11 protein-coding genes are annotated in these 14411 nt (G+C 65.2%); 7 read left to right on the top strand and 4 right to left on the bottom strand.

Going from position 1 to position 14411, the window contains the following annotated elements; translation table 11 throughout:
* The 3 genes from AC4PRM_RS06335 to AC4PRM_RS06325 form a co-directional block, all read right to left on the bottom strand.
* Positions 1–432, bottom strand: a complete 432-nt coding sequence (locus AC4PRM_RS06335) for an Hpt domain-containing protein (protein ID WP_373259012.1) — start codon at positions 430–432, stop codon at positions 1–3.
* Between the two features lie 110 nt (positions 433–542).
* The gene (locus AC4PRM_RS06330; protein ID WP_373258958.1) at positions 543–1316 is read right to left on the bottom strand and encodes an NAD kinase; all 774 of its coding nucleotides are present in this window, start codon (positions 1314–1316) and stop codon (positions 543–545) included.
* Positions 1317–1361: 45 nt separating this feature from the next.
* Complete coding sequence (locus AC4PRM_RS06325; RefSeq protein ID WP_487923345.1) at positions 1362–2456, bottom strand: DUF2336 domain-containing protein; 1095 nt, start codon at positions 2454–2456, stop codon at positions 1362–1364.
* 140 nt (positions 2457–2596) lie between these two features.
* Here AC4PRM_RS06325 and AC4PRM_RS06320 point away from each other — a divergent pair, with 140 nt between their 5' ends.
* The 4 genes from AC4PRM_RS06320 (at position 2597) to AC4PRM_RS06305 (ending at position 8637) form a co-directional block, all read left to right on the top strand.
* Positions 2597–3364, top strand: a complete 768-nt coding sequence (locus AC4PRM_RS06320; protein ID WP_487923344.1) for a class II aldolase/adducin family protein — start codon at positions 2597–2599, stop codon at positions 3362–3364.
* 56 nt (positions 3365–3420) lie between these two features.
* Positions 3421–4140, top strand: coding sequence for a hypothetical protein (locus tag AC4PRM_RS06315; RefSeq protein WP_492039217.1), 720 nt, complete (start codon positions 3421–3423; stop codon positions 4138–4140).
* Positions 4141–4267: 127 nt separating this feature from the next.
* Positions 4268–5410 carry an efflux RND transporter periplasmic adaptor subunit gene (locus AC4PRM_RS06310; RefSeq protein WP_492039216.1) on the top strand — a complete coding sequence of 381 codons (1143 nt, stop codon included), beginning with the start codon at positions 4268–4270 and terminating at the stop codon, positions 5408–5410.
* The gene (locus AC4PRM_RS06305) at positions 5410–8637 is read left to right on the top strand and encodes an efflux RND transporter permease subunit (protein ID WP_492039536.1); all 3228 of its coding nucleotides are present in this window, start codon (positions 5410–5412) and stop codon (positions 8635–8637) included. Before AC4PRM_RS06310 ends, AC4PRM_RS06305 begins: the two co-directional genes overlap by 1 nt.
* Here AC4PRM_RS06305 and AC4PRM_RS06300 read toward each other — a convergent pair.
* Positions 8606–9130, bottom strand: a complete 525-nt coding sequence (locus tag AC4PRM_RS06300; RefSeq protein ID WP_492039215.1) for a c-type cytochrome — start codon at positions 9128–9130, stop codon at positions 8606–8608. The two genes, AC4PRM_RS06305 and AC4PRM_RS06300, sit on opposite strands and share 32 nt — an antisense overlap.
* A gap of 153 nt (positions 9131–9283) precedes the next feature.
* Here AC4PRM_RS06300 and AC4PRM_RS06295 point away from each other — a divergent pair, with 153 nt between their 5' ends.
* The 3 genes from AC4PRM_RS06295 to AC4PRM_RS06285 all read left to right on the top strand — a co-directional run bounded on the left by AC4PRM_RS06295 (position 9284) and on the right by AC4PRM_RS06285 (position 14384).
* On the top strand, positions 9284–9559 hold the full coding sequence (locus AC4PRM_RS06295) for a FeoA family protein (RefSeq protein WP_373258945.1): 276 nt from the start codon (positions 9284–9286) through the stop codon (positions 9557–9559).
* Positions 9559–11436 carry a ferrous iron transporter B gene (feoB, locus tag AC4PRM_RS06290; RefSeq protein ID WP_492039214.1) on the top strand — a complete coding sequence of 626 codons (1878 nt, stop codon included), beginning with the start codon at positions 9559–9561 and terminating at the stop codon, positions 11434–11436. The genes AC4PRM_RS06295 and feoB overlap by 1 nt, the downstream gene beginning before the upstream one ends.
* 110 nt (positions 11437–11546) lie before the next feature.
* Positions 11547–14384 (top strand): M16 family metallopeptidase, encoded by a 2838-nt coding sequence (locus AC4PRM_RS06285; protein WP_492039213.1) that lies wholly within the window; start codon positions 11547–11549, stop codon positions 14382–14384.
* Positions 14385–14411 lie beyond the last annotated feature (27 nt).

Raw genomic sequence — 14411 nt, 5'->3', positions numbered from 1 at the left:
TTAGCCCTGAAGCTCGGCGACCCGCGTTTCCAGCGTTTCCGCCAGTTCACGTCCGACAGGATGCTCGTCGGTCTGGATTTCGTCGCGGACCACGGCCTTGATGGCGTCGATGTGGGCATCCAGCAGGACGATCGGAGCCTCGGTCCGCTTTGCCGGATCGTCCAGTAGCTTGCACAGCGAGCCGGCCATGCGGGTCACGATCGGATACTGGTAGGTTGAGCCGAGACCCTTCAGGTCGTGGGCGCGGAAATAAAGCCCCTCGGCAGTTTCCTGGGTCAGGCCCTGCGTGCGGATCGCGGTCTGGGCCGCGTCCAGCTTGGTGATTTCGTCCTGCAGCCATTGGCCGAACTGGGCTGACATGGCCTTCAGCGCCTCCTCGGCCTTGGCGATGGCCCCGGCGTCGATGCCGCCAAATCCACCGCCGACTTTCATGCGCAGCGTGTTGGGAGGGGTAAAAAGCTGGGCCGGATTGGACACGTCAAAACTCCTGGGAGGATATTTCAGTTTCGCCTGACAGGTTTAAGAACCGGTGCACGGCAGTTTCAGGCCGTGAATTGCTCGGCCAGAACCCGCTCCTCGAAGGACCGACCGGCGTCAAACAGCATGGTCAGGGCGATGTCGCGGCGTTCCCGCACCTCTACGGCAGCCACGCGACGGACTTCGAAACTGTCGGCGGTTGCGCTGACCGGGCGTTTGTCAGGCTCCAGAACTTCGAAGCGTACCTTGGCGGTATGGGGCAGGAGAGCGCCGCGCCAGCGCCGTGGGCGAAATGCGCTGATAGGTGTCAAGGCGAGTATTGGCGCGTCCAGAGGAATGATCGGGCCGTGGGCCGACAGATTGTATGCGGTCGACCCCGCCGCTGTGGCCACCATGCAGCCATCGCAGGCCAGTTCGTCTAGGCGCACGCGGCCATCCACGCTGATGCGCAGCTTGGCACTCTGACGGGTCTGGCGCAGCAGGGAGACCTCGTTGATGGCCAGGCCGCTGTGCACCTGACCGGCTTCGGTCCAGGCGTCCATCTGCAGCGGATGGATGACGGCGCGACCGGCCATGGCCAGTCGTTCGCGCAGGCCCGATTCCTCGTAATCGTTCATCAGGAAGCCGACCGAGCCCCGGTTCATGCCGAAGACAGGCGTACGGCGCTCGAGATTGGTGTGCAGGGTCTCCAGCATGAAGCCGTCGCCGCCCAAAGCCACGATGACGTCGGCCACGGCGGGATCTACACCGCCATATAGCCCTTTCAGCCGCTCGCAGGCGGCCTGGGCTTCCGGGCGGTCGGACGCCGTGAAGGCGATCTGAAGGTCTGACTGGCTCACGACGCTACGCAAGCGGAGCGGGCCGGTCGTGTCAAACGCTCATACTCAGGCCGGGATCAGGACGCGGAACGAACGCAGCGCGGACGAGGGCGACAACTGTCCCCGTTGCCAGACCGATCCCCCGTCCCCGGCGGGCATGCCTTCGTTCAGGTGCCGGACCTCGGCGAGGATGGCGGGGAAAACAGCTCGATCCATGCCGATCGCGGCGCAAGCATAATAAAGAGCCTCGGCACTGTTGTCGGCCAGGGCCTTGCGGATATCCGCAGCAGGCAACCCGCTGAGCGCGGCAAGTCCATGCAGGAAAAGGCCAAGTCGCCTCTCGCGGATGGCGCGGACCAGATAGCCGGCCTTCAGTTGACCCGCCGCGTGCAGCTTGTCGATCAGGCGGCGTTCCATCTCGTCGCGATGCGGACTGTCAGGCGAGGTATCGGTCGGGGCCATGGCATCAGCGGTGGCCTGGTCGACCAGACCGGCCAGGCGTTCCTCGTCGATCTCGAACCGCACGGCGATGGATTGGCGCAGGGCCACACCGACCCACTGATACATCTGCTCTGCGAGCGATTCCGTCAGGCCAGGGTGGCGCGTCAGGGGCAGGCGAAGGGCGGCAATCCGGCGCGAATGCTCGACAAGGCGACGCAACCCTTCGCCGCTGATCTGGGCGCTGCGGTTGGAGGCCAGGGCTGTCAGGGTCGCGGGCTCGCCTCGGTCGATGATGGCATCGGAGACGCGGCCGCTGAGCCTGGGCCGCAGGGCCACTTCGATCTGATGCTCCAGTGTGGCCTCCAGCAGCACCCGCATCATGTCCTCGTCCTGGACTACGGAGCTGGAAGCCAACAGGGGACGGGCGATGTCGATATCATCCATCATCAGAACCTCGACGACGGCGTGCGGGGCCCAGTCAGCCTTGGCCAGACGGATGGCGAGGGCCTTTCGGATGTCGCGCTCGATCTGGTCAGCGACGGTGAGAAAGATGTCGCCGAAAGCCTTGGCCGCCTCTTCGCTGGCTCCCTGCGTTTCGCAAAGCGTCAGCACGCCCATGAGCAAGCGTTGGCGTGCATCGACGCTGGGATTACGGGCGAGTGCCAGCAGGTCGGGCAGGGGAGAGTCAGACGCGGCACGCATCATGGGGAGGACGGTCACTGGCGTCTCCGGCACACCGGTCGATTCGGCTTATCCCTGATTATAGCGGCCAAGCTAAGACAGGGTTAACGGAAGCTGAATCTTGACGCGGCCATCGAGGAGAGCGACCCTGAGTTGAAACGCAGACGAGGAACGACCCAGTGGCTGATGGACCTGCTCTCCAATCCCTGAAATCTCGTGTGTCTTCCGAGGAGTGGCAAACCCGGATCGAACTGGCGGCCCTGTACCGTCTGGTCGCCCTGCATGGCTGGGACGACATGATCTTTACCCATATTTCGGCGCGGGTGCCGGGACCGGAGCATCATTTCCTGATCAACCCCTATGGCTGGTATTTCGAGGAGATCACGGCCTCTTCGCTGGTCAAGGTCGATCTGGACGGCAACATCGTTCAGGACACGACCAGCTTCATCAATCCGGCCGGCTTCACGATCCATTCGGCCATCCATGGCGCGCGCGACGATGCGAAGTTCGTCATCCACCTGCATACCGTGGCAGGCGTCGGTGTGGCGGCCCAGGCGGAAGGGCTGCTGCCCATCGGCCAGAACGCCTGCCTTTTGCAGCATCAGGTCGCCTATCACGGCTATGAGGGCTTGGCCCTGAACCATGACGAGCGCGAGCGTCTGGTGGCCGATCTGGGCGACAAGCCGCTGATGCTGCTGCGCAACCATGGCACGCTCGCGGTCGGTCAGACGGCGGCGGCGGCATGGGTTGGAATGTTTTTCCTGGAGCGGGCCTGCGCCCAGCAGATCGCAGCCCTGTCGGGCGGGCGCGAGCATGTACTGATGGCTCCCGACGCAGCACAGGAAGAGACGAAGGAGCAGGGCAAGGGTATCGGCTTTATCTCATCCCTCGCCTGGCCGGGGGCCTTGCGGATGCTGGACCGAAAGTCGCCGGGCTACGACGCTTGAGATACGCCGGGGGGCTTTGGATAGGTGTCGCGGCTCTTGCGGTCGCGGGGCCTTGCGTGGCGGGACCATGGACCCAGCCGAAAGGTCAGGGGCAGATCATCGTCAAATATGAGCAGATGCGGGCTGATCAGGGCTTCAATCCGGACGGTAACCGGGTCGCTCTGCCTGCGGACCGACAAGACAGTTCGCTCAGTGCCTTCATCGAATATGGCCTGACCGACGATTTGACGTTCCAGTTCAAGGGCGATTGGCAGTCTGGCGAAGATGCCTTCGTTGACTACGAAGGACGGGGCCCGCTGGAAGCTGGCGTCACCTGGAGAGTCTGGCACGATGACCGGACCTCCGTCAGCCTTTATGGCGGATATGCCGATGGCGGTGAGGGCCGCAACGCCGGTTATGCTGCGCCCGGCGTGGGTGATCAGGACTGGGAGGTTCGTGCCTCCGTCGGGCGTTCGTTCACCAGCAGCGGGCGGCGGTTCAGCCCGCGCAGTAGCTTCATAGACCTTCAGGTCGCCCGCCGCATGCGGCAGGGCCTGCCAGACGAAACCCGCATCGATGCTACGGCGGGGGCTCGATACGGCGCGGACTGGATGGTCCTGACGCAAGCCTTTGGCGGACAGACCGACAATGACGGGGCGCAATGGCTGTCCGTCGAGACTTCGGTGGTGCGCGATCTGGGCACCTGGAGCCTGCAGGCAGGCTGGCGACAGTCCGTTCTGGGCCGAGAGACTCCTGCCGCCTCCGGGCCTGTGGTCGCCATCTGGCGTCGGTTCTGAACGCGGCGAATTTACGCAGCATTGCCGCGACGGAAACCGGAACAGTCTGCGTTACAACCACTTTAGTTGCGTCGACGGCGAAAGCCGCTAAGTCGGCATGCCCACTGACCGCCGGAGAGCCTGACGCGTGATCAAACGCCACTTCTTCCTCATTGCCGCCGGTGTGCTGCTTGTCCTGATGGTATTGGCCGTCGTCCTGCGCATGGCCTTTGCGGGCGACGAAAAGGCGGGCGGTCGGGGCGGCCCCGGTGGTCCTGGGGGGCGGGGTCAGGCCGTGTCAGCGGCGACGGTGGCGCAGCGCGAGTTCAGCGATCAGATCAGGGTTCTGGGCGTGGCGCGTGGCCGCCGATCGGTGAACATCACCTCCTCAACCAGCGAACTGATCACGCGCGTTCTGTTTACTGACGGCCAGCGCGTTGCCGCAGGCGCACCGCTGGTCCAGTTGCAGGCTCGCGAGGAAGACGCTGGTGTCGGCGAAGCCCGCGCGCGGGTCGATCAGGCCCGGTCGATGTACAATCGATACAAGACCCTTAGCGATCGAGGTTTTGCCTCGCCCATGATGGTCGAGCAGTACCAGACGGAACTCACGACTGCCCAGGCGGCATTGACGGCAGCGCAGGCACGTCAGGGCGATCGGACAATCCGCGCGCCTTTTGCCGGTGTGCTGGGGCTCAGCACCGTCACGGCCGGTACGTTGGTCAATCCGGGCGGCATCATCGCGACGCTTGACGACATCGATATTGTCCGCGTCGATTTCCCGATACCTGAACGGTATCTATCCACACTGCGGCCCGGTGCAGCGATCACAGCCAACATCGATGCCTATGGCGATGAAACATTTACGGGGCGGATCGCCCTGATCGACACACGCGTGAATGAGCAGACCCGATCGGTCACCGCCCGCGCCGAAATCCCTAACCCCGGCGGTCGCATCCGTCCCGGCATGGCCGTGCGGGTTGCGGTCCAGCAGGGGCAGCGCTCCTCGATCGCCGCGCCTGAGGCTGCGGTCCAGTATGAAGGCGAAGGGGCCTTCGTCTATCGCATCGCGCGCGGCGAGAACGGCTCCACCGCCCAGCGGGTGGAGGTTGAGGCAGGCGCGGTCGAGGGAGGGTTCGTTGAAATCCTGTCCGGCCTGAATGCGGGCGACCGTATTGTGGCTTCGGGTCTGAACCGTATCCAGCCGAACGCGCCGATCACCGTGGCCGGTAGTGGAAATGCCGGCAGCGCGCGTCAGGGTGCGGCGGTTGCACCGCAGGGAGCCGCCCGATGATGTTGTCCGACATGGCCGTCCGCCGCCCCGTCTTCGCGGCGGTGGCGGCGATCGTGCTGTGCGTGATCGGAGCAGCGGCCTTCTTCTTCCTGCCGGTGCGCGAACTGCCGGACGTCGATCCGCCCATCGTTTCGGTCAACACCAGCTATGCCGGGGCCTCGGCCGAGGTCATCGAGAGTCGGATCACCGAGCCGATCGAGCAGCAGATCGCGGGCATCCAGGGCGTCGAGCGCATCAACTCGACCAGCCGCGACGGCCGCTCCAGCGTCTCGATTGAATTCGCTCTGGACCGCAACATCGACGACGCGGCCAATGACGTGCGTGACCGGGTGTCCCGGGTCGTCGGCAATCTTCCGGATCAGGCCGACCCGCCGGAGGTGGCCAAGGCCGACTCCGACAGCCAGCCGATCATGATCCTGTTCCTGCGTTCCACGGCGATGAACCGGCTGGAGCTCACGGACTATGCCGACCGCTATCTGATCGACCAGTTGGCGACCGTGCCTGGCGTGGCCCAGGTCCAGATCTATGGCGAGCAGCGCTACTCCATGCGCATCTGGCTGGACGCCGCAGCCCTGGCCGCTCGCGGCCTGACGGTCACGGACGTAGAGACATCCCTCAGTGCCCAGAATGTCGAACTGCCGGCTGGGGCGTTGGAATCGGGCGAGAAGAACTACACGGTCCGCGTGGCCCGGACCTATGCCCTGGCCGAGGACTTCCGCCAGTTGCCGATCGGCACGCGCGGGTCGGCAACGGCCAGTGCGCCAACGACCGGCACAGCCAACGGTGCGGCAGCCTCGACGGCCCTGCCCAGTGGTGCGACGACCGCCATCCAGGGCACCGGGGCATATGTCACCCGTCTGGGCGACATCGCCCGGGTCGAGGAAGCGCCCGAGGAAGATCGCCGCCTGTTCCGTGGCAACGGGCTGGATCAGATCGGCCTGGCCATCACCCGGCAGGCCCAGTCCAACGACCTGGCCATTTCCGATGGCGTGACCGACCTGCTGGACAGCGTGCGTGCCAGCCTGCCGGAAGGCACGGAGCTGGTCGTCGGCTCGGACAATTCGGTCTTCACGTCGCACGCCATCGACGAGGTCTGGATCACCATCGGTATCTCGATGGCCTTGGTGGCCCTGGTCAACTTCATCTTCCTGGGCTCGCTCAGGGCGGCTCTGATCCCCTCGGTGGTGGCCCCGATCTGTCTTCTGGCGACCTTCATCGTATTGGCCCCGCTGGGGTTCTCATTGAACCTGCTCACCCTTCTGGCGCTGGTTCTCGCCATCGGTCTAGTGGTCGATGACGCCATCGTGGTGACCGAGAACATCCAGCGCCGTCTGGACCACGGCGAGCCGCCACTGGTCGCCGCCGAACGGGGGGCGCGTCAGGTGTTCTTCGCCGTCGTGGCCACGACGATCGTCCTTCTGGCCGTGTTTGCGCCGCTGCTGTTTTTGCCCGGCTATGTCGGGCGGCTGTTCGTGGAACTGGCCGCCGCCATCGCGGCGGCGGTGGCCTTCTCGGCCTTCCTGGCTCTGACCCTGTCGCCCATGTTGGCGTCCAAGATCCTGCGACCCGTCACGACCGGCGGCTGGCTGGCACGCCGGGTCGACTGGGGCATGGACAAGCTGAAGAACTCCTATGGCAACTCGCTGCAGGCCCTGCTGGGCAAGCGGATCGCCGTCGTCGGTGTCGCCGGCCTGATCCTGCTGGTCGGTGCCGGAGCCGCCGCCATGTTCCTGACCCTGCCTAACGAGCTTGTCCCCGGCGAGGATCGGGGACGTGTTACCGTGCGTGTGTCGGGTCCAGAAGGAGCGGGTTTCGACTATACCCGCCGCATCATGCTGGGGCTTGAGCCCATCCTGGCCGAATATCGCGCCAACGGAGAAGCCGAGAGCTATCTGATCTCGGCTCCCGGCTTCGGGGGTGGAAGTTTCAACTCCGGCAATGCGGTGCTGACGCTGAACGACTGGTCCGAACGTGACCGCTCGGCCGACGAGATCGCCCAGGAACTGAACGGCAAGCTGCGCACCCAGACGGATGCCCAGGTGAACGCCAGTGTTCCCGGAGCCTTCCAGCGTGGCGGTGGCAACTCCAACTCGGTGGAGATGGTCGTGACCGGGGCGGAGTATCGGGACATCTTCAACTGGCTGCAGCCAGTGCTGGCGGCGTCGCTGGAGAACCCCGGCTTCTCGCGCCCGCGCCTGAACTATGAGCCCAACTCGCCGCGTCTGCTGGTCGACGTCGATCCGGAGAAGGCGGCGGCGCTTGGCGTGTCGGCCCAGTCGATCGGGCGGACGCTCGAGACCATGTTCGGCTCGCGCCGTGCCACCACCTATCTGCGCGGCGGTCAGGAATACGATGTGATCCTGCAGACCGAGCGGGATGACCGGCGCACGGTCGAGGATCTGGAATCTCTCTATGTCGCGACGGGCAGCGGCCAGCTTGTGCCCCTGTCGGCCGTGGTGACGACCCAGACCAGTGGCGACACGCCTGATCGTCGCCGCCTGGATCGCCAGCGCGCTATCACCCTGTCGGCCGACCTCAACCCCGGCACCACCATCGCCGATGCGACCGAGTTCCTTGAAAGGGTGTCGCGTGAACAACCCCAAGGCGTAGTGGCAACCCAGTGGGGCGGCGCGGCGCGGGATCAGCAGGAAGCGGGCGGAGCCGTCGCTGCTGCGTTCGGCCTGGCGCTATTGCTGGTCTTCCTGGTGCTGGCGGCACAGTTTGAGAGCTGGATCACCCCTGCGGTGATCATGCTGACGGTGCCTCTGGCGGCGGCGGGAGGTCTGTTTGGTCTGGTGATGGCGGGGTCCAGCCTGAACATCTACTCCCAGATCGGGCTGATCATCCTGATCGGCGTCGCGGCCAAGAACGGCATTCTGATCGTGGAGTTTGCCAATCAACTGCGCGACCAAGGACGGTCGATCTCGGAGGCGATCATCGAATCGTCCACCCTGCGTCTGCGGCCCATCATCATGACCTCGATTGCCACCGCCTTCGGGGCTCTGCCTCTGGTGCTGTGGCAGGGCGCGGGCGCGGGCAGTCGCCAGACCATCGGCGTGGTGATTTTCGCCGGTGCCATGTTCGCCACTCTGCTGACGCTGTTCGTCGTGCCGGTGATCTATGGCGTGCTGGCGCGCTTCACCAAGTCGCCGGAGTACACTGCCCGCAAGATCGAGGCCTGGGAGGCGGAAGAGGTCAGGGGCGCGCCGCCGGCTCCGGCGGAGTAGTTGCAGTTGCTGGGGCGGGGGCGGGCGCATAGCCCGTCTCCACCTTCAGAAAGGCGATGACGTCGCGGCGGTCGGTGGCGTCCGGGATGCCGGCAAAGCTCATCTTCGTGCCTTTCAGGAAGGTGCGCGGGTTTTCCAGCCAGTTGTTCAGGTGATCCGCGTCCCAGACGAAGCCCGCCTGTTTCACTGCGGTCGAATAGTTGTATCCATCCGCAGCACCCGCCGTCCGACCGAAGACGCCATACAGATTTGGCCCCGTCATGTTCGGCCCGCCCTCGGTGATGGTGTGACACGAGCGGCAACGGGCGAAAACGCGCTGACCATTGGCCAGGTCGGCGGCGTCGTAGGGCGCGGGCAGGGTGGCCAGCAGGGCCGTCTTCTGCTCCGCCGTCAGGGCAGGGCGCGCGGGACGCGCGGGCTCCTGGCTCGCCTCCTGGCTACAGGCCGCCAGGGCCAGTCCGGTGATCGTCAGGACAATGAGGGCGCGGGTCATGCAGGGCTCCGGAGCTATCGGCTGGTGATACCGCAACCGCGCGAGCGGGCAAGCGGCCTGCGACGCCGCGACGGGGTGGACGCGGACCCATCGCGCCTGATAATCACTGTCAACTGAAGGCGCGGGCCCGCGTCAGCGTCGATCAGAGTACCTATGTCCGAACCCACCAAGCTCAGCCAGGCTCGTCCCGGTGACCGCGGCTCTATCCTCAAGGTCGGCGACCATTGCCACCATCAAGATCACGCGCTGGAGCTGGAACGGCGCCTGCTGGAACTGGGATTCGTCGAGGGGGCCGCTATCGAACTGCTGCACGAGGGACTGTTCGGGGGTGATCCGATCGCCCTGAAGGTAGACGACATGCGCGTGGCCCTGCGCCGGCACGAGGCCGCCAGCATCACCATTCAACTCGACAACGCGGCGACGACCTGATGGACATGGCCCTGCGTACGGCGCGGATCGCGCTGGTCGGTAATCCCAACAGCGGCAAGACCGCCCTGTTCAACGCCCTGACGGGCGCGCACCAGAAGGTGGCCAACTATGCGGGCGTGACCGTCGAGCGCAAGGAAGGCCTGATCCGTGCCACCAGTGGCCGGACCCTGTCCGTACTGGACCTGCCCGGCACCTATTCGCTGCGCGCTCGTAGCCCTGACGAGGAGGTCACGCGCGACGCCGTATTGGGCCGACTGGTGGGTGAGGCGGCACCTGATGTGATCGTGGCCGTGGCCGATGCGACCAATCTGCGGTTGGTCCTGCGCCTGATCCTGGAGCTGAAGGCGGTGGGGCGTCCGATGGTTCTGGCCGTCAACATGTACGACATCGCTCAGCGTCAGGGCTTGCGCATCGACCTGGAAGGCCTGTCGCGGGAGCTGGGCGTGCCGGTCGCGACCACGGTGGCGACGCGGCGGCGTGGCATCGACGACCTTATCGCTCAGGTCGAGACGCTGGCGACATCCTCGGACGTGGCAACCGCGACCGAGGGCGAATGGCACGCCCCCGACGCCGCCGAACTGCGCGCTGCTCACCGCAACGCCGAACGCATCATGCGGGCCTGCGTCCGCCCACCTGAACGCCCCGACACCCTGACAGGCAAGATCGACGGCGTGCTTCTGCATCCCGTCGGCGGATTGGTCATCCTGCTGGCCCTGCTGTTCGTCATGTTCCAGGCGGTGTTCAGCTGGGCCACGCCTCTGATGGATCTGATCGATGCCGGCTTCATCGGCCTGGGTGGACTGGTTGCGACCGTGGTTCCGGACGGTCTGTTGCAGAGCCTGATCGTCGACGGCCTGATCGCCGGCGTCGGCAGCGTGATCATCTTCCTGCCCCAGATCGTGATCCTGTTCGCCTTCATTATCCTGCTGGAAGATTTCGGCTACATGGCCCGCGCGGCCTTCCTGATGGATCGGATCATGGGTGGGGCGGGTCTGCACGGTCGCGCCTTCATTCCTCTGTTGTCCAGCTTCGCCTGCGCCATTCCGGGTGTGATGGCGACACGGGTGATCGACAGCAAACGCGACCGCCTGACGACCATCATGGTCGCGCCCCTGATGACCTGTTCGGCGCGGATACCGGTCTACACCCTGATCATCGCGGCCTTCATTCCGAACGAGACCGTCTGGGGTTTCGCCAACCTGCAGGGCCTGGTGATGTTTGGCCTGTATGGGGCGGGCATCGTCAGCGCCCTGACCGTCTCCTTCGTCATCCGCCGCATCTTGTGGCGCGGGCAGGTCGAGCCGTTCATGATGGAACTACCGGCCTACAAGCTGCCGGGCACCAAGTCGGTGCTCATCAACCTGTGGCTCCGGGCCAGGATCTTCCTGACGCGGGCGGGCAAGATCATCCTGCCGCTTATGGTGCTGGTCTGGGTGGCCTCGACCTTCCCCTATCCGCCCGAAGGCGCGACGGGCCAAGCTATCGAATACAGTTTCGCCGGCATGATCGGAAAGACGCTGGAGCCCATCTTCGCCCCCATCGGCTTCAACTGGCAGATGGTCATCGCCCTTGTCCCCGGCATGGCTGCGCGCGAGGTGGCGGTGGCGGCCCTTGGCACTGTCTATGCCGTGGCCGATGCGGAAGCGGTGGGCAGTGGCCTGGCGGGCCTGTTGGCCGCGCAATGGTCGCTGGCGACGGGCCTGGCCTTCCTGGCCTGGTACGTCTTCGCACCGCAGTGCGCACCGACCCTGGCCGTCGTCAAGCGCGAGACCAACTCCTGGAAATGGATGGCGATCATGATCGTCTACATGTTCGGCCTGGCCTATCTGGCGGCCTTCGTGACCTACCGGGTGGCTGTGGCCCTGGGCGGAGGATAGCGGTCTGACGGACGGTTGTTGGTGATCGTCCGGCCAGGAAATTCTAAGCGATTGCGTCCTTCGTTTGGCTCGCTAAGGTCTGCCAACCGCTGATCTGAAGGACTGTCTCCATGCGACTTCGCGCCGTCTCACTTGCTGCCATTCTCGCCGTCATTTCCCCGGCTGTTGCTGTTGCCCAGGCTCCGGCCGTGCCGTCGGAGAACGTCGCAGCCGCGCAGGCAGCAGAGCTCCGCGCCGCGCCGGTCGCCGAACTGGTGTCCGAGGTGAACATTCCCTGGAAGCGCTTCACGCTGGACAACGGTCTGACTGTGATCGTGCACGAGGACCGCAAGGCCCCGGTGGTGGCGGTTTCGGTTTGGTATAACGTTGGTTCCAAGGACGAACCCGCTGGATCGACCGGCTTTGCTCACCTGTTCGAACACCTGATGTTCGGCGGATCCGAGAATGCGCCTGGCAGCTATCTGGGCCGGATGCGCAACCTGGGCCCATCAAATCTGAATGGCACCACCTGGTTTGACCGCACCAACTATTTCCAGACGGTCCCGACGCCCGCGCTGGAGCAGGCCCTGTTCTTGGAAAGCGACCGCATGGGCTACCTGCTCGGCGAGGTGGGGCAGGAGGTGCTAGATCTGCAACGCGGCGTCGTCCAGAACGAGAAGCGTCAAGGCGACAACCAGCCCTACGGCCTGTTCGAATATGCCCAACTGGAAGCCCTGTTCCCCGAGGGGCACCCCTACCGCCACTCCACCATCGGCTCAATGGCCGATCTGGACGCCGCCAGCCTGGAGACGGTGCGCAACTGGTTCCGCGACAAGTACGGACCGAACAATGCCGTCGTCGTTCTGTCGGGCGATATCGACGAGGCGACCGCGCGTCCTCTGATGGAGCGTTATTTCGGCACGATCGCGCGGGGCCCCGTAAACACGCCGGCCCAGGCCGATGTCCCAACCCTGGCCGCACCGATCGTGGCGACCATGCAGGACCGGGTGGCCAATACGCGTCTGACCCGCAGCTGGGCCGTGCCCGGCATGCTGAGTGATGATGCCGTGCCGCTGTCGGTAGCCGCCTCGGTGCTGGGCGGGCTGGCCTCCTCTCGCCTGGACAATCAACTGGTGCGCGGCGAGCAGATGGCCGTGTCGGCGTCGTCGTCTCTGTCGGATTTCCAGCGTGTCGGCATCTTCGACATCTCGGTTGACGTGAAGCCGGGCCAGGACGCCGCCGAGGTCGGACGCCGCCTGGATGCCATAATCGCCGATTTCATCGCCAATGGTCCGACCGACGAAGAGGTCGCTCGCGTCGCCACTCGCTATGTCTCGGGCCGGATCCAGAGCCTGGAGCAGGTCAACGGCAAGGCCAATGTTCTGGCCGAAGGTCAGCTGTATGCCGGGGATCCGGACGACTACAAGAAGGAGCTGGCCGAATACGCCTCGGTGACGCCGGCCGAGGTGACGGCTGCAATGCAGCGCTGGCTGACCCGCCCCGTCTTCGACATGACCATCGCCCCCGGAGAGCGCGAGGCCTATGTGGAGGCTGCCGCCGCGCCGTCGGGTGCCGATCCGGTACCGGCCGCTGAAATCCAGCGTGTGGCCCGTGATCCGATGCCGTCGATCGGCCAGGTGCCGGATCTGGAGTTCCCGGCCGTGGAACGGACAACCCTGTCGAATGGCCTGAAGGTGGTTTACGCCCAGGTAGACACTGTGCCGGTAACGCGCGTGGGCATCGATTTCGACGCCGGCTATTCCGCCGACCGTGCCGACCGTCTGGGGGCCCAGGCCATGATGCTGGACCTGCTGGATGAAGGCACGACAACACGCGATGCCAACCAACTGGCTCAGGAAGAAGAACGTCTGGGAGCCTCGATCAATGTCGGTGCGTCCATGGACCGGACCTCTGCCGATCTGTCGGTCGTGACTGCCAACCTGGCCCCGTCGCTGACCCTTCTGTCGGATGTCGTGCGTAACCCGGCCTTCGCCCCGTCAGAAGTCGAGCGTATTCGTGCCTCGCGGTTGTCGGGCCTTGCCAGCGAACGCACCAACCCCGGGGCCATCGCCGCCCGAGCCCTGCCGCCGCTGATCTATGGCGCGGACAGTCCCTATGGCCGATCGTTCACTGGATCGGGTGATGAGGCGACCCTGACGGCTCTGACCCGCGCCGATCTGGTCGCCGAGCACAATGCCTGGGTCCGGCCGGACAATGCGACCATCTTCGTCGTTTCGGACCTGCCCCTGTCGGATGTCACGCCGCAGCTGGAAGCGGCCTTCGGCGACTGGCGCGCCCCTTCTGTGGCCAAAGGCACCAAAGACTTTTCCACCACCGTTCCCGCTACAACCAGTCGCATCGTCCTCATCGACCGTCCGCAGTCGCCGCAATCGCTGATCTATGGCGGTGCTGTGCTGCCTGCATCCGGCACAGATGATCTGCTGGCGCTCAATGCCGCCAATGTGACGCTGGGCGGAGACTTCCTCTCGCGCATCAACGCCGACCTGCGTGAAACGAAAGGCTGGTCCTACGGCGTGCGCGGTGGTGTCAACCCGTTCCAGCAGCGTGTACCCTACATCATCAATGCGCCTGTTCAGGCCAACCGCACCGGCGAATCGATCGCCGCTCTGATTGCCCAGTACGACCGTTTCCTGAAAACCGACGGCGTCACGCCGCAGGAGCTGGAGCGGACGATCAACGGCAATACCCGCTCGCTGGCGGGTGGTTTCGAAACCTCGGCCCAGATCATGGGGGCCTTGCGGTCCAATGCCCTGTTCGGTCGTCCAGACGACTACCAGGCCACGCTGGCCAGCCGTACTCGTGCTCTGACAGCCGCTCAGCTGGATGCTGAGGCCCGCCAAATCATCAAGCCGGATCAGTTTGTCTGGGTGGTGGTGGGCGACGCCTCGGTCGTGCGTCCGCAACTGGAGGCTCTGGGGCTGCCCATCGAGGACCAGCCGATCCAGTAGCGGGCCACGACGACACGGCGGCCCGGC

The organism is Brevundimonas sp. DW-iso22 (genome assembly GCF_058725425.1).
The sequence above is the reverse complement of the archived record's forward strand: the minus strand, read 5'-3'. Positions and strand labels throughout refer to the sequence as shown.